This window comes from Vibrio sp. 1562 (genome assembly GCF_033340155.1).
Taxonomy (GTDB): Bacteria; Pseudomonadota; Gammaproteobacteria; order Enterobacterales; family Vibrionaceae; genus Vibrio; species Vibrio alginolyticus.
The window spans coordinates 1-16,483 of record NZ_JAWOVY010000014.1 but is presented as its reverse complement, the minus strand read 5'-3'; the positions used below and the strand labels follow the sequence as shown (position 1 = coordinate 16,483).

At 43.7% G+C, this 16,483-nt stretch carries 15 protein-coding genes and 1 pseudogene; 7 read left to right on the top strand and 9 right to left on the bottom strand.

All coding sequences use genetic code 11. From position 1 onward, the window contains the following. Window positions 1-51: 51 nt before the first annotated feature. Window positions 52-963 carry a LysR substrate-binding domain-containing protein gene (locus R7Z49_RS15100; protein ID WP_318111800.1) on the bottom strand — a complete coding sequence of 304 codons (912 nt, stop codon included), beginning with the start codon at window positions 961-963 and terminating at the stop codon, window positions 52-54. Window positions 964-1,069: 106 nt separating this feature from the next. Between R7Z49_RS15100 and R7Z49_RS15095 the strand changes: the two genes are divergently transcribed. Further along, complete coding sequence (locus R7Z49_RS15095; protein WP_213877597.1) at window positions 1,070-2,326, top strand: D-amino acid dehydrogenase; 1,257 nt, start codon at window positions 1,070-1,072, stop codon at window positions 2,324-2,326. Between the two features lie 307 nt (window positions 2,327-2,633). Further along, a complete protein-coding gene (locus R7Z49_RS15090) occupies window positions 2,634-4,181 on the top strand; it encodes an alanine/glycine:cation symporter family protein (RefSeq protein WP_005381681.1) in 1,548 nt (515 codons plus the stop codon). 100 nt (window positions 4,182-4,281) lie between these two features. Here the strand turns inward: R7Z49_RS15090 and R7Z49_RS15085 are convergent, their stop codons facing one another. From R7Z49_RS15085 to R7Z49_RS15070, 4 genes are all read right to left on the bottom strand, one after another. Beyond that, window positions 4,282-4,872 (bottom strand): acetate uptake transporter, encoded by a 591-nt coding sequence (locus R7Z49_RS15085; protein ID WP_005381682.1) that lies wholly within the window; start codon window positions 4,870-4,872, stop codon window positions 4,282-4,284. Window positions 4,873-5,054: 182 nt separating this feature from the next. Next, the gene (locus tag R7Z49_RS15080; protein WP_318111797.1) at window positions 5,055-6,758 is read right to left on the bottom strand and encodes a chitinase; all 1,704 of its coding nucleotides are present in this window, start codon (window positions 6,756-6,758) and stop codon (window positions 5,055-5,057) included. 212 nt (window positions 6,759-6,970) lie between these two features. Continuing rightward, the gene (locus R7Z49_RS15075) at window positions 6,971-8,494 is read right to left on the bottom strand and encodes a Na+/H+ antiporter NhaC family protein (RefSeq protein WP_005381684.1); all 1,524 of its coding nucleotides are present in this window, start codon (window positions 8,492-8,494) and stop codon (window positions 6,971-6,973) included. Window positions 8,495-8,707: 213 nt separating this feature from the next. Further along, the gene (locus R7Z49_RS15070) at window positions 8,708-8,893 is read right to left on the bottom strand and encodes a hypothetical protein (protein ID WP_025576835.1); all 186 of its coding nucleotides are present in this window, start codon (window positions 8,891-8,893) and stop codon (window positions 8,708-8,710) included. Between the two features lie 172 nt (window positions 8,894-9,065). Here R7Z49_RS15070 and R7Z49_RS15065 point away from each other — a divergent pair, with 172 nt between their 5' ends. Next, window positions 9,066-9,194, top strand: a complete 129-nt coding sequence (locus tag R7Z49_RS15065; RefSeq protein WP_004395831.1) for a hypothetical protein — start codon at window positions 9,066-9,068, stop codon at window positions 9,192-9,194. A 154-nt stretch (window positions 9,195-9,348) separates the two neighbouring features. Then, window positions 9,349-9,615, top strand: a complete 267-nt coding sequence (locus R7Z49_RS15060) for a hypothetical protein (RefSeq protein ID WP_064377321.1) — start codon at window positions 9,349-9,351, stop codon at window positions 9,613-9,615. Between the two features lie 231 nt (window positions 9,616-9,846). Here R7Z49_RS15060 and R7Z49_RS15055 read toward each other — a convergent pair whose 3' ends face one another. Together R7Z49_RS15055 and R7Z49_RS15050 are read right to left on the bottom strand one after the other, a co-directional pair. After that, entirely contained in the window at window positions 9,847-10,308 is a 462-nt protein-coding gene (locus tag R7Z49_RS15055) for a hypothetical protein (RefSeq protein ID WP_064377323.1), read from the bottom strand. Window positions 10,309-10,395: 87 nt separating this feature from the next. Beyond that, window positions 10,396-10,834 (bottom strand): annotated as a pseudogene (locus R7Z49_RS15050) (transposase); the annotation flags it as partial. 398 nt (window positions 10,835-11,232) lie between these two features. Here R7Z49_RS15050 and R7Z49_RS15045 point away from each other — a divergent pair. Further along, a complete protein-coding gene (locus tag R7Z49_RS15045) occupies window positions 11,233-11,496 on the top strand; it encodes a cupin domain-containing protein (protein WP_250155004.1) in 264 nt (87 codons plus the stop codon). A gap of 80 nt (window positions 11,497-11,576) precedes the next feature. Here the strand turns inward: R7Z49_RS15045 and R7Z49_RS15040 are convergent, their stop codons facing one another. Continuing rightward, window positions 11,577-12,281 (bottom strand): nickel/cobalt transporter, encoded by a 705-nt coding sequence (locus tag R7Z49_RS15040; protein ID WP_170897313.1) that lies wholly within the window; start codon window positions 12,279-12,281, stop codon window positions 11,577-11,579. A gap of 259 nt (window positions 12,282-12,540) precedes the next feature. Continuing rightward, window positions 12,541-14,634: a TonB-dependent receptor gene (locus R7Z49_RS15035; RefSeq protein ID WP_140301922.1), complete on the bottom strand. Its 2,094-nt coding sequence runs from the start codon at window positions 14,632-14,634 to the stop codon at window positions 12,541-12,543. 186 nt (window positions 14,635-14,820) lie between these two features. Between R7Z49_RS15035 and fes the strand changes: the two genes are divergently transcribed. Beyond that, complete coding sequence (gene fes / locus R7Z49_RS15030) at window positions 14,821-16,140, top strand: enterochelin esterase (RefSeq protein WP_053306971.1); 1,320 nt, start codon at window positions 14,821-14,823, stop codon at window positions 16,138-16,140. Between the two features lie 23 nt (window positions 16,141-16,163). Then, the gene (locus R7Z49_RS15025; protein ID WP_276419145.1) at window positions 16,164-16,310 is read left to right on the top strand and encodes an MbtH family protein; all 147 of its coding nucleotides are present in this window, start codon (window positions 16,164-16,166) and stop codon (window positions 16,308-16,310) included. Window positions 16,311-16,483: the final 173 nt, after the last annotated feature.

Below are 16,483 nucleotides of genomic sequence, written 5' to 3'. Positions count from 1 at the left end.
TTGCCCAATTTTTCAACAAATAACGTAGGGATGAATCACAGAGATAAAACGCTAATTCAACTGTCCAAGTAACCAGTGACGAAACGTTTCTGTCGCATTCGTACGTGTGTTCATGATCAAGTAATACCCTGCATTGGCAGGAATCGGTTTGAATGGAGAAACCAAACGCTCTGTCGTCAATTCATCCTCAATCAGTGCCATTCGTGCCATCGCAATCCCAACGCCTGCTTCGGCTGCAGACATCGCCATATCCGTTCGATTAAAAAAGTGTCCGATATCGGTTTTAAAATCCAACCCCATCGCTGACGCCCAATATAGCCACTCATAGTCACGCGTCGCGTTTTCCCATGGCATCGCATCGTGTAGTAGCGTCGCCTCTTGCCATTGCTTCACTGGCATTGAGTTTTTTTGCTCACCAAACAACGTTTTTAGCCAGCCATGATCCTCAAGGTATTTTGGACTCATCACCGGTAGCAGATGCTCATCCAAAATCAGCTCCGCGTTAGCATTTCTATAAGGATGAAGACCATAGTCAATTGCGACGTCATAGTCTTTTATCTCACTATTTACCAGCGCACCTTCCGCAAAGATTTGTACTTGGATATCCGGATTATCATGATGGAAGCTTTCGAGCTTTGGGACTAACCATTTGAAAGCAAAAGAAGGCGTCAACTTCAAACGAATTTCATTGGTTTGCTTTTCTACTTTGAGCTCATCAAGCAATTTGCTCAGTTCCGAAAAATGAAACTGCGTCGCTTGGTGTAACTGAGTGCCTTTTACGGTTAAACGAATACCGCGAGAGTGGCGTTCAAATAAAATAAAACCTAATAACGCTTCCAAATGAATAATTTGTTGGCTTATGGCACCAGTGGTGAGGTGTAAATGTCTTGCAGCACCAGTAAAGCTGTTGAACTCCGCGACTTGGCTAAATAGACACAAGCCACTTATCAGATTACTTTTCATCCTTGAGCCTATAGTTTTTCTAAACGCTGTGTGTAATTTATATCGATTGTTAACAAAAGGTAAAGAAAAGAAACTGAGCACTCTGATAAATGTGTGGAGTGCATCAATGGAAGTCATCGTATTAGGCAGCGGCGTTATCGGCTTAACCTCTGCTTGGTATTTATCTCAAGCAGGCTATCAAGTTACCGTCATTGACCGCCAAGCAAGCAGTGCCATGGAAACGAGCTTCGCCAATGCCGGGCAGATCTCATATGGCTATTCTTCGCCTTGGGCTGCGCCTGGTGTTCCTGTTAAAGCCATTAAGTGGTTAATGGAGGAGCATGCTCCACTTAAAATCAAACCCACTCTGAATGCCGACATGATCCGCTGGGCAAGTAAAATGGTCGCGAACTGCACCCTACCTCGCTATCAAGTTAACAAGGCTCGCATGCTTTCTATCGCTAACCACAGCCGTATTTGCTTAGAACAGTTACGCCAAGAACACGCCATTGAGTATCAAGGACGTCAGTTTGGGACCTTGCAAGTATTCCGAACACATCAACAGCTGCAAGCTATTGAAAAGGACATGCAGCTCCTTGAACAAAGCGGAACCCGATTTAAGCTAATGGACGTCGAACAATGTATTGAACAAGAGCCAGGGCTTGCACTTGTGAAAGACAAACTGGTTGGTGGCTTGCATCTACCTGATGACGAAACGGGCGATTGCCATCAATTTTGCCAACAACTAACTGAGCTTGCTAAGGCACACGGTGTCCGATTTGAGTTCGATACTGAAGTAAGCAATTGGGTTACAGTAGGTAAAAAGATCATAGGTGTCCAAACGAACCGAGGACAATTTAAAGCAGACCAATATGTGGTGGCCTCTGGCAGCTACTCTACAGCGCTACTCAAGCAACTCGATATTGATATTCCGGTCTACCCTGTCAAAGGCTATTCACTCACCATCCCGATGGAAGATGAACACTTCTCTCCTCGATCTACTGTGATGGATGAAACCTACAAAGTCGCTATGACTCGATTTGATGACCGAATTCGCGTAGCTGGCACCGCAGAATTAGCAGGGTTTGATGCTTCCCTTCCACAAAAACGCAAAAACACCATCGAAATGGTCATCCGTGATCTTTTTCCTCGTTGTGGTGACTTCAGCCAAGCTGAGTTTTGGAGCGGCTTTAGGCCAATGACGCCTGATGGCACACCAATTATCGGCGCGACTAAATACGATAACCTTTTTACTAACACCGGACACGGAACTCTGGGTTGGACGATGGCTTGTGGTTCAGGTCAATTGCTAGCAAGCGTAATGAAAGGTGAAAAAACAAAAGTGATGGATAATGCGGAGCTTAACCTTTGTCGTTACGCCTGAGGACATGACTGAACAAAAAACAGGCAGACACTTACTCCACAAAATGCATAACCACTGGCATTTTTAACTCATCAAAATCGCAGCACATTTAAATGACAATGTGCTGCATAATTAATCATCAAGCAAATCTTCTACCTAAAAGGAGCAAATAAGCAACAAGAACCAAATTTTAACAACTACTCTCCATTCTGTGTTCATCATCACGCTACAAAGGATTTGTAGCTAAAAAAGTTAACAATTGCATTACATAAAGGGTAATGTATTGTGTGAAAAACAACCACAAACACAACTAACAGGGAAAATACTCATGCAGTCATTAGTTGATTTTCTGAATGGAATTATTTGGAGCCCGGTACTGATCTATTTGTGCCTTGGCGCAGGTTTGTTCTATTCAATCATGACGCGTTTTGTACAAATTCGTCACTTCTTTGAGATGTGGCGCTTATTACTTTCAGGGAAGAGTTCAACAAAAGGGATATCATCATTTCAGGCACTTGCCGTTTCACTGTCTGGCCGTGTAGGTACAGGTAACATTGCTGGTGTTGCTGCTGCTATCGGTTTCGGTGGCCCAGGCGCCGTATTCTGGATGTGGGTCGTAGCCTTCTTTGGCGCTGCAACCGCATACGCAGAATCAACACTTGCACAAATTTATAAAGAAGAAGACGAAGGCGAGTTCCGTGGTGGCCCTGCTTACTATATTGAGAAAGCAATGGGACAAAAATGGTACGCTTGGATCTTTGCTATCGCGACCATCTTTGCTTGTGGTGTTCTACTTCCTGGCGTTCAATCGAACAGTATCGGTAACGCAGTAGAAGCCGCATTTGGCTCAGGTGACATGATTGAAACCGCTATTGGTACCTTCAGTTTTGCTAAAATTTTCACTGGTACGGTTGTTTGTGTCATTTTGGCTTTCATCATTTTTGGTGGCGTAAAGCGTATCGCGAACTTTACCCAAGTCGTTGTGCCATTTATGGCGTTAGCTTACATCATTACTGCGTTTGTCATCATCCTTCTAAACATTGGTGAGGTTCCACGCATTTTCGGCATGATCATTGGTGACGCATTCACACCAATGGCAGGCGTTGGTGCAGCAATCGGCTGGGGTGTAAAACGTGGTGTCTACTCCAACGAAGCAGGTCAAGGTACTGGTCCTCACGCAGCAGCAGCAGCGAGTGTTGATCACCCAGCTCAGCAAGGTCTTGTTCAATCTTTCTCTATTTACATCGATACACTACTTGTGTGTTCAGCAACCGCGTTCATGATTCTTATCACTGGCGCGTACAACGTAAATGGTGCGATTGAAGGTACATTCCTGGTTCAAAACCTACCAGCGGATATTGGTGCAAATGGTCCTGTGTTTACACAGATGGCGATCGAAAGCGCACTACCTGGCGTGGGTAAACCATTCATCGCAATCGCTCTATTCTTCTTCGCGTTTACGACCATTCTGGCTTACTACTACATTGCAGAAACGAACATTGCTTACATTCGTCGTACGTTCAAAGTAAATGGACTGATGTTTATTCTGAAAGTCATCATTATTTCATCCGTGTTCTACGGAACCGTGAAAACCGCCAACTTAGCATGGGCGATGGGTGATGTAGGCGTAGGACTGATGGCGTGGCTAAACATCATCGGTATTTTGATCATCTTCTTTATGTCGAAGCCTGCACTCAAAGCACTGAACGACTACGAAGAGCAACAAAAACGTGGTGTGACCGATTTTACATTTAACCCTGTTGCACTGGGCATTAAAGGCGCAGATTACTGGGAAGATAAGTACCGACGTAAAACGGGTAAAGCACCAACGGCAGACAGCAATAGCGCAGAAACTGTTGAGCAACCATCAACATAGCGTTATCACATAAATAAGAAAAAGCAGTGGTCCGATTGAGGACATAAAAAAGGGGGATTAACCAATGGTTAATCCCCCTTTCTTCATTATGAGTAGCAGCTTAGGCGATAACCGCTTCAACTTTACGAGCGATTTTTGCTTTACCTACAGGTAACACTTCACGACCAAATTCGTTGTTCAGTACTTGTGCCATTGCGAAGTAAATTGCACTTGCGCCACAGAAGATACCCTCGAAGCCAGCGATAGCACCGATCACTTCGCTACCAGTGAAATCACGAGCAGCAAGCAAGAAGAACAGGATAGTTAGAGAGCCAAATACCACTTGCTTCGCTGTTGGGTAACATAGAGAACCAATGAACATGAAACCAGTGAAGATGCCCCAAAGCGCTAGGTACCAACCCATAAAGCTTGCAGGGCTTGCAGGAAGACCCATGTGAGGCATTACGATTAGACCAACCAATGTTAGCCAAAATAGACCGTAAGAAGTAAACGCAGTTGTGCCGAATGTATCACCGCGTTTAAAGCACATGATGCCAACGATTACTTGGCTAAGGCCACCGTAAAAGATGCCCATCGCTAGAATCATAGAGTCAATTGGGAAAAATCCTGCATTATGAATATTGAGCAGAATAGTGGTCATACCGAAACCCATAAGACCTAGCGGTGCTGGGTTAGCCAGTTTTGTCGACATGTACAAATACCTTTTTTCAAAAATGTTGATAAAAAATGCGCGCGAATTTTAATGGGCTGCAGAACAAAAGAGAAAAGCTGTTATTGAAAACTTAGATTCCATAAATAAACCACTACATATATAAAAAAAGACCCTGCAAAAAAGCAGAGTCTTTATAGATGGTTAGGTTGTTTTTCACTCGATCACTGACAAGAAATCTCGTCCCAGAACCAGTTGCTTTGCGTTGGGCTTTCCCACACTCCTGGGCCATTTTTCGCAACAAAACATTTGTTTTGGTACGTCACTTTATCGCCGTTAGCGACTTGCGTTACACCCGGCTCCCACTGAATAAAATTGCCTGTCACTGGTGGTTCTGGCTCGGTTACTGGCGGCTCAGGTTCTGTGACGGGCGGCTCTGGCTCAGTCACCGGTGGTTCAGGTTCCGTTGTAGGCGGCTCCGTAGGAGTGCCTGAAACCAGCTTCCACGGGTCTCCTTTCGTTGGCTCATTACCTTGTGACCACCATTTCGCTTCGTAAACAGCACCTTGGTAAGAAACTTGATCACCCGTGTTATATACTTTGCCAGAATCCCAAGCTGCCACACCACCTACAGGCGGCTCAACCGGATCCACAGAGTCTAACTTGTCAACTACACGAACTTCTGGCCAACCCGCATGAGATTGGTAGAAGTTAGTTACACATTTCTCATAATCACCCGCAACTAGCGCAGAGTAAGCCGTTTGGAAACCAACAAGCTCACATTCAAATGAGTGACCTCCAGGACGATCTGAGTAGTATTTCCAGTTACCATCCCAGTTGGTGTAAAGCACGTCTGTCGCACCATTTAGGTTCAGACTGCCGTAAGGCGTCTGCTGCCAACAGGTATTGGTCTCATCGGCTTCAATTGGAATTTGATAATGGGCGGCAAGACCTTCCCAATAACGAATACGGTTAACAGGTTGACCTTTATCTTTGTTTTGCTCCCCACACTCAATACCACCATTGATCACGTTGATGGTGGTACCAAAGCCGTAACCAATGCCAGCATCAAGCTCACGCTGTGAAGGCCCCCAAGTACGGTCAATCATATGTAGCATTGCAGGTTTCGGTGCTTGTGGGGTTAGGAAGAACCAGATAGCCGATGCTAAGTTCAGCCACGAATCCGCAACCAAGCCTGGATTTTTCAGCAATACAGATGCATCGCCATCAAACATCACTTCAGAGAACGCGCCATAGTTAAAATGGTAAGAAAGCTGTTTTGCACCACGTCCAAAGTAACCTTGTCCAGGTTCACATGGCCAGCGTTTGTTTTGCCAGTCATTTTGACCACAACCTGTTGTGTAACCTTCTTGCCCTTCAGACCATCCCATTTCTCGCACATGAACCAAAGCTTGCTGCCACTCTTCCAACCCTAGCGGATTATCCGATACGTTATCAATCGAAATATGGCCACCGGTTTCTTGTGCAAAGTGAGCAAACGCTGTCACGATCGATTTTTTACAAATTGCATCCGAATCACGACCGTCTGTGTACTCACCACAGAATGCAGGGAACTTACCAATTGCACGTAGGAAACGCGTGTAAGTGTATTCAGGTGCCGCCATTTGAGTCAGGAAGTCCCACTCACTTTCGGGGAATACACGCTCTACACGCTTCACGTTTTCTGGGTTGGTTGTCGCCCCTGGAACAATCGCTTCAACCACTGAGTTCGGGCGTGTCTCTAATGCTTGTGACCAAATGGCATACATAGGATCAGAAGTTTTGCTTTGCTCTACGGCTTGAACGTCACCACGAGCAATAACATAACCATTCGGATTTTGCGGATCGGGCTGAATATTCATACTCGCATTCACTTGTGCTGCTAAGACACAACTCAATGCAAGAGGAAGATGTTTGAGTGCAAACATGTCTAGTCTCCGGATTTCAACAATACAATATACGAGGAATAACTAGACATATAGTGGATCATATATACGAAACACCGAGCCAAGTACGTTGATTCTGCGAGACAAAATGAATAAATAGGTCCTCACACACATTTTGTCACAAGAAAAATGTTACCTTGACTCAAAAGAAAAGCGGAGACCCTATGAGCCTCCGCTTTGTGATGTTTCTCTCTTTATTGTTCTGCCGAAACCACCTCTAGCTTCGCGGTTGACTTTTGTTTAGACAGCACAAAATAAACCACACACTGAGAAATAATTGCGGCAAGCACAATCACTGGTGAGGCGTTGATTCCAGCTAAAAGAAAACACCCCAATGCGATCATTCCATTGAGTAATGCGTAAGGTAATTGTGTACGGAAGTGCTCATACTGTTCACACCCCGCTCCTGTCGACGACAAAATCGTAGTTTCAGAGATGGGAGAACAGTGATCGCCAAACAAGCCACCAGATAATACCGCACCAATACAAACCAACAGTGGTGCATCAATCGCGACGGCAGTTGGGATCACTAATGGCATCATGATGGCAAACGTCCCCCAAGATGATCCCGTAGCGAACGAGATAATACCGGCCAGTAAAAACGCAACCGCTGGCAATAACCAGTAAGGGAAACCGGCTTGAGCTTGTTCAGCAATGTATGCAGCTGCACCTAATTCTTTCCCAACCGAGCTAAGCGCCCAAGCCAATACCAGAATCACCGCCACTGACATCATGTTTGACATCCCTTTCAGATAAACCTGAATACCATCCGAAAGCTTTCTTACGCCATAAAACGCCATCAGCGCAATTAAAGTGAAGGCCGCAAAGAAATATGCAGAAGAAAGTGCAGCCCTAAACGTTGATCCTGCCACTTTTTGAAATGGAAAACCGTGTGGCACGAGGATGGTACATAGAACCACCAGCATAACGAGCAAAGGTGCCCATACAAAACTAGATTTTGCATTTTTATGCGTAAACACATTCATGGACTCCTGCACTTTCCCAAAGTCGGAGCCCTGCTCTGCTAGTTGTTCAGCCTTCGCCATCGGTCCGAAATCTAATTTGAAGAAAGAGACAATCGGCACAATCGCGATCGCAAGAAAGGCGTAAAACTGATACGGGATCGCACCAATGAAAGCATCCCAATCACTCATACTGACATTCAGGGCAGTAAACTCTTTTTGAATCAACCCCATGATGTAAACGCCCCATCCGATAAAAGGGATCAAGATTGCGACGGGAGAGGAAGTAGAGTCGATAATAAAAGCTAATTTTTGGCGTGATACTTTTAACTTATCAAATAAAGGGCGAAAAACAGGGCCAACAATCAGTGGTGTACCAAGGTCTGAGAAGAAAATAACCACACCACCGAACCATGCGGACAGTTGAGCTTGGCATTTACTCGCAACCCATTGAGTAACCTTTTTAGCAAACGCCACACCACCGCCAGATTTCTCCATCAAGGCAACAAAGCCACCAATAAAGACCAAGAGCAAAATGACGCCCGCATTGTAGCTGTCAGTTAATTGCGGCAGTAGATAGCTTTTCATCAGTGCACTAAACGAGTCTAGTGGCCCTTTTTCGACAAATGTCCCTTCGAGCATAGCGACACCACTCACCACACCCGCGAATAAACCAACAACGACATTTCTTGTGGTCAGCGCGAGGAAAAGAGTAATAAGGATGGGAATGAGAGAGGTAACGTCAGCCTGTTCCATAGCAATACCATTTATGATAATCAAACAATTAAAATGAATATATATTTAATTTAACCGTATGTATATATCTCTCACAAAAAAGTTGAGCCACCTCTTCACAAACTTGAAGTACAAAAAAACCAGCCCGAAGGCTGGTTCTTATAAACTCAACTGTCTAGAGGAAAATTATTCCCACTCGAATATCAACGAGCACAAAATACATCTAAATAACAGCTAGTTAGAAATACCACCTTTCTCGATACCATCATCTATACCATGCGCAGATTTTTTTTGAATTTTTGCGTCTCGTCGGCGTTTTAGTTCGGCCTTGCACCAAGCTGAGGATTCTTTCATATCGCGACGAAGCTCTTGTATCTCTTCAACACTAAGCCGTCGTGGGCCCGAGGTAATTCTATCCATCTTGTGCCTCCAGCTTGTCGAAGTACATTTTAAAACGCATCAAAACATGAGTTACTAGCAAGAAATATTGGGGATATTTTTAGATTGTTTTTCATACACATCTTGAAAGCCATCAACACTGCCCAAAGATTATACAACGAGGAATAACCTCGTTAAATAAAAGGATCAAATCATGGGTTTGAAACCAGGGCCAAAACCAATAGCCAAGTCGACCGGCAAGCCAGATCAACGTCGACGTGACAACAAAAAAACTCCAGGCAACACTCCGGGCTTAAAGCCAAGCAAATCCTCGACCAAGTAACGCTACCTCAATATCGAGTAGGTGTAAGTGGTACTGACTCTTGTTGCTAAAGCCCAAAACACGCTTTTGCCCCTTTCCTTGTTTCAGAGCTAATTTCTAGCTGCTCACTATGCTATAAATTATCTAATGTCATTTTTGAATCGAGAAGTAAGTTATGAGTAAAAAACTGTTGCCAGAAAAAGACCTTTTAGAAGGATTAACAAGTCATACTGCGCACACCGATGAATTCGTGACTACAAGTAAAAAAGATTGGGGGGCTTATTCGGAAGGTGCGGATAAGGCGGATATTGACTTTCTAGTTGAACGACGTGATGTTTTTGACTCTTCCCGAATTGAATTTGAGGAAGATGAACAAGACCGAGAACTAGTTAAGCAGAGAGAAAACTCCCCAGAAATTGACGTTGATATTGATGAGTTGTGAACCAGTATGTTTGTGTTTCGGATTTAATCACCAGAATCAAAAATGCCCCAAGTGTATCAACTTCTCATTTGTTTGAATTGCCACCCGACCGAAAAATAACAAAAGTTAGATTTAGCGATGATATGAGCGTAAAAGCTACGCTTTAGTCACTTAAATTGGATCATTTAGGGCTGGATCTATACGAACGAGCTAAAGAGCAGAGTAAATATTTAATAGTAACTAAGAATATGCCTAACTCTTCTTTGAGAGATCCAGAGCTATGGTAGATTGATAGAACGGAGCTGAGTAATCCTGAAAGATATGGTTGAATTGCTCACGGCTATCAAGCACAAAAGCAACTCGAACGTGGTCTAGGTTGTATGTCGTCAAAATAGAGCGTAACCAACCCGCCAACGAACTCTCCAAAAGCGCTCTACAGCCTACGAACCACACCCATGTTTGCTGATCACTTCGAATAACATCTAAGATTTCTGACTTGTATCGATAACCATCTCCCATTGAAGTTAGGTCGATGTACACAACATTAGCTCCCAGTCCATGGTTAATGCGATTGTACGTATCTTGAAGTTCTTTACCGCATTCACTATCAAATGTGTGAAACCTCATTACGCCCAACTCCCAATAGCCGTGTATTAAGCGTTCTGGTGTACCTACAGGCCAGCTATCAAAGGTGTATAAGTTATCTTTACGCATCTACGAAACTTATTGTTATGAACGGATTAGAGAAGTGAAGCCCAATGGCTGGACACATAAGCCAATATCTTAAGTGATTGAACCAGCTCATACAGCGTAGCTCTGTCTGTCAAAGTAGACTTAATCAGGGTGAGGTCATTGAGTACCTGGTGTTTACGCTCCTCATTATAAAACACCATGTAGTGCCCGATTTCAAGCTCTGCTTCACGGGGTGTGCTGTAATCTTTTAAGCAAATCTCCTCGTATTACAAACTTCTCAATAGTCGCTCAATAAAAAGATTGTCAATCCAGCGACCTTTTCCGTCCATGTTGATCCATATCCCCCTGATTGAGCAACCTCTGTGTGAACTCAGTGCTAGTAAACTCGCAGCCCTGATCGGATAAAGATATCGGTGGTCCGTAGCATTGGAGCACCTCTTCGAGAGCCACGATACATAAAACTTGTACCCTTGGTGTTCGATAACCGCGAGGACAACACCTTACAGTTATACCAGTCGATAATGACAACCAAGAACAGGAACCCTTTTGTTGATAGTTCGTTCATTTACAAGAAAGTTTGTCACTTTTTTCTCTGTCGGTTTAACTTGACAGAGGTGATATGAACTGCCTATAGCAAACACGCCTTTGCCCCATTATAAGACAGAGTAAATACTCATTCATATCCTGTTAATTGGGTTTTGCCTTACTAAAAGTAATCCATTCTTCTAATGCTATTCGTTGTTAATCCTCGTGTTGTATTACGGGGGCTCTTAAGTTGTCAACATCGTACACAGAACCACCATGTTGTATTTATTCAACATGGTGCATTTAGAAAGAACGTCTTCCCCCCAACGGTATCCTTAAACCTTGCTCGAGGAGCTTTGCCACCCATCGTCCGTTTAAGGTTCGCAGGTATAAATTGACTTGAATCGGGAGTTTGCCAACTTGCTTCACCGTTTTTTCTGGCGTCCAATTGATGGTTGGTACGTTATCTTCGGTTTCGCCGAAGGTGAAGAAATGAGCGAACATACTGCAGCAGTGTCAGCGATTGCACAAATACTCGAAGGAGAATGTACGTTCACGTTAGAAGAAGAGGCGAAGGAACTAAAAGCTGGCGCTTGGTTGTTGATGGACGCGCATTTGCCTCACAGCATTATCGCGAAAACGCCATTGAAGCTGATGCTGTACCTGTTGCGCGAGCCTAAGTAACACGCAGTATTGAAATACAAATCAATGTAAATTCAGCCCCAACCAAGTGTTGGGGCTTTTGCGTTTATTGCTGGCGGTACTTATCTGACGAAGTTCTGCAATCCTGCCACGCTGGCAAAGTTATAGAGAATAAAGCCCGATGCCACCATGGTGACTGCTAACACGAGGTTAAGCGTATTGCTCAAGTTGGCATTGGGTTTGGCGCTGTGATTTTTCATTTGGCGTTGAATCGTTAAAGCGTTGAACACCAATATCGAGTTGGTCATTGCCGTTCCTAAAGCCATCACGAATGTCGCGACCATGCCCCACATTAAGCTGCCTAGCATGTTAGAGAGAAACAGAACTAACACCGCCCCAGTACAAGGGCGGAAGCCGATGAGTAGCAGTGCTTTCCATGAAATATTGTCATTAGAACCTGCGGAATCATCATCTTCTTGAGATCGTGTTTGCTTGATGCGGCGCTTGGCCACCGACGCAAACTCTTTCAGCGCCAATAAAACAATAAACACCGCACAACCTTGCGTCAGCAGACGAACATTATCGGAAAGGCTGAAAGCAAACTGCTCTGCAATCTTGGCAGTAATCACGAAAAGAATGCACGCGCTCGCGGCTTGTAGGGCGGCAATAATCGCCATTAACACAAGTGCTTGTCGGCGACGGTAGCCATGAATCAAGCTCATTGACGTCACTGCCGTTTTACCGTGTCCAGGGGCAACCGAATGCAGTAAACCATACAGAAAGCTGAAGCCCAACAAGTACAACAGTTGCCCTTGGCTGATGAGCATCAGGTATTCACTGATATACCGTAGTTAATCATTTTAGCTTTGTGAAGAAAAAAATGGATTCCTTTGGAATCCATTGAGTTGACTAATTGCGATTCTTTATTTTGTCTTTGGTAGGGAGTAATACTATTCTCTATACATGCCGTACACACAAGTCACGATGTACTTAATAAACGTTACGAAAAAAGCAGATTTATCTGCCTTAATAGACAATACATCCTTAAGTTACTATATAACAATAACATCGGAGCACTTTGTGTTGTTAGAATTGGTAATCAGCCACAAGACCGAATGTACGAGGTCCGCCCATTTCGATAAGATCATTCTTATGGCGAAGAACGTAATCTTCATCTGTTGCATTCTTAATGTAGGCCCGAATGGTGAGATCATTCATGGCATAACCTGCATTGAGATTCAATATGGTGTAGTCGCCTGCTGACGTACTTCGGGTGTTGGCGAGATCTGTAAAGTAATCCGTTACGTGATTAACACGAGCACCAAAGAAAATGCCCGAATCTAGCTGTTGGGTGAAGCCAAGACCAGCCGACACTTCAGGTGCATAACTGAACTCATTCCCATTTAAGTTTTCAACAGTACCGCTTGGTCCTTCGGTGATTTCTGTTTTTAACAAGCCTACAAATGCGAATACGTCCAGACCTGAGTCAAACCAGTAATTGGTTTCAACTTCAGTACCGTATGTTTTTCCTTTAGGGATGTTTGCTATGTAATTGTCGAAACGATTTCCACTGTCACCATACACGACCGTTTGATAGTTTTCATAGTCGTTGTAGAAGACATTTGCAGTCAAACCAAGTCTATTTTCAAGGAAAGTTGAACGGGAACTTAGCTCATAAGTCCAGACTTCTTCCTGCTCAAACACAAAGACCTGTTGTTGGTACTCGTTGTATCCAAGTCCGCCAGCGTTGTATCCTTTACGAGCAGTAAGTCCAAGCATTGAATTGTCTGATACATTTAAAGTTACACCGACTTTTGGTAGCAAAATACCGTTACTTTCATCAGCATTGAAATCGAGTGGGAACCTTGCGTGGTCAAAATCACGCTTCAGCTCATCTTTTTCGTAACGAGCGCCAAGTAGCAAGCCCCAACGGTTATTGAGCTGGACTTTTGAATCGAAGTAAATTGAGTTGGTCAGAACTTTATCTTTACGCTTCATCGAGTCTGTTTGCGTATCCTGATCTTTGTAAAAACTGCTTACCCCGACAATGGCATTGTATTTGTCATCTAACGAGTTATAAGATAGCTTCGCTTCTGCGGTGTAGTTTTTTTCATCAACATCACCCCACCAGTCCGTACGAGGATAAGCTTTGAATTTCGTATTATAGTCTCGGCGCGCAAGCAATACATCAAGAGTTAATTCATCATTGATTAAGTAATTTATGTCAAAATTTGCATTCCAGCTTTCGGTTGTTTGACGTCGAGTACCGTTTTCATCAATGTATTCAAACTTACCTTTTTCAGAAACCAGATTTGTATATTGACCTTCTTCATTACGGCTAGCCAATGTTAGTTTTAGCGTAAGCTTATCGTTAGACATCGGTTTGAATAACAGCTTACCTCTCACATTATAGGATTCAACTTCAGAAGGGTCCCATGGATATTGGTCATTATCGGGCAGCGAGTAATCAATTGGTGTATTACCCTTTGTGCCCTCGGCGGCTAATCGAAATGCGAGCTTTTCAGACACGATTGGGGCAGAAACAACACCAGCTAAGTGATATTTGTCATCTTCGTTTTCGTAGCCACCACGAACTTTACTTTCAAAGTGGAACGTTGGATCTTTGGTTTTGATGACCACCGCGCCGCCAATACTATTTCGGCCTTGGTTGGTTGATTGAGGGCCTTTATAAATCTCTACTTGTTCTGTATCCCACAATCCGGCTTTACCAAAGGCTTCACCAGTCCATGACTCTGACACGCCATCAACGGTTGTATTCACCCTTGGTGTCGCTCCTGTCATGAAGGAAAGGAAGCCTTCACCAGGCCCACGACCATCGACACCTCGAATATGTGGAATACCAGAAGGGGCATTCAGTACATTCGGGACGCGATCGAGTAGATCGTAGTATGTTTGATCTTCGCCATTGTCTGCTTCATCAGTAAAAACGGTGACTGAGCTTGTGTTCTCAGCAAGTGTACCACCGAGTTTTTCACCAAGTACCACAATGGTTTCTAGGGTTGTTAGGGTTTCTTGGCCTTTCTTAGTATTGCTGTTGTTCACTTGCTCTGCTGAAAGAGTGGTGCTGGCTCCAAGGCAAATTACACCAATGAGCATGGCAAGTTTAGTCTTGCCAGTATTAGTGATGGTGATGCCACTGTTTAAATCCATGGGCTTCATGACCTGAGTATTCCTTAATAAAAAAAGAAGAAAACATTTGATGTTGTAACAACATTTATGTAAAAAAGTGTTGCAGCAATAATACTAATGATAATTATTATTATTTACAACAATGATGATATAAGTTTGTGCTATCTCATTACTAGAAGATATGCATGAAGTATCGACGTACAAGTTGGATTTGTGATGGATATAAAGGCTTTTCGAATAATAGAAAATAAAAATATCAATAGTGTTTTAAGTGGTTTGCTTGAAGATAATGAAGAAGTAGGAGCCCCATGTTGGTGGAACGAGGTGCAGACAAAAGGAACACCTTTTATCCTTTCCCAAGATAATACAAGCGTTGAGCTGCTATTTCTTTGGCGAAACACGGATGACAGTGTTAAGGAAATATACATTGATATCAATGGTATTACTGATCATCACAGCTTTGATATGGCAAGGCTTACTCATGTCAAAGGAACGGATGTTTGGTTTTATAAGGCAAGGGTAAACAGTACGTGGCGTGGGAGCTACACGTTTATTCCAGTGACACATGAACGCGTCCAACCAGCGTACCACGGAACATACCAAGAGAAACGCACCAAGCATCGGGAGTGGTTGAGAACCATTTTTCCTCTTAGTGTTCGCGATGATTTAAGTAAAAACAATTTGTCAGCCTGCGAATGGGGACGTTCGAAAACGCCGCTATCTATGCCAAAGGCAGTATCGCAAAGTGCTTGGTCAAGGTTCGATACAAAAAATGGCAATGTTCAGGCAGGAGCGGGCATGCAGCTGGCTTGGACTAGCCAGTGTTTAGGTAATGAGCGCTATGTTTGGTTGTATTCGACAGCCAGCGCTGACCAAATGGCTGAACTGCCATTGGTTTTAGTCTTAGATGGTCAATTTTGGTCTCAATCCATGCCTCTGTTCAGTGCGCTGACCGATGCGACGAGCAGCGGTCAGCTTCCACCTGCCTTGTATGTCTTCATTGATGAAATCAATGGAGCGCTGCGTAGTGAAGAATTCAGTTGCAACCCTTTGTTTTGGCAGGCTATCACTCAAGAACTGCTGCCGTTGGTTGGTCATTATTTCCCAATTACTAATGAGGCTAATCGTACGGCTGTTGTTGGGCAAAGCCTTGGTGGTTTGAGTGCGATGTATGCCGGATTGAACCATCCGGACCGTTTTGGTGCGGTTGTTTGTCAGTCGGGTTCATTCTGGTGGCCTGATTTTTCGTTAGTGAAGCCACCTAGTGAATATTCTCCTCTTCAAACAAGCGAACCTTTAACTCAAATGAGTCAATTGGTTCATTCTGGCCTTGGTTCTAACGTAAAGCTAAGTGTTTTTATGGAAGTTGGGTTAGGGGAAGACATCATGGTGGACTTGAGCCAAGACCTGTACCAGCAACTTAAGCAACAAAACCATCGGTTATCGTTTCGCACCTTTGATGGTGGACATGAACGCCTGTGTTGGCGCGGAGGCATCATTGATGGGTTGTCATATGTTTTTAATTTTGAATCCTGATTTTTCTATGATTGGAGTTAACTATGTCTGAGAAATACATTAATCCTTTTGACGAACCTGAAAACCAGTTCTTTGTGCTGATTAATCACAACAATCAATATAGTTTATGGCCTGAGTTCAAAGGGATCCCTCCTGGCTGGAAAAGCACATTTGGTCCGTCACTAAAGTAAGACTGCATTGATTATATCGAAGCGAATTGGCACGACATTCGTGTGTAAAAAACAAACAAATAGCCACGACGATAATAATTAAATTTCTAAGGAATAAACGGCTTTGTTGCGTAATTCGGACAGAAAACCAAGTCGTCCGAAATTGAATAATTATTAAACAATATACTGAGTTT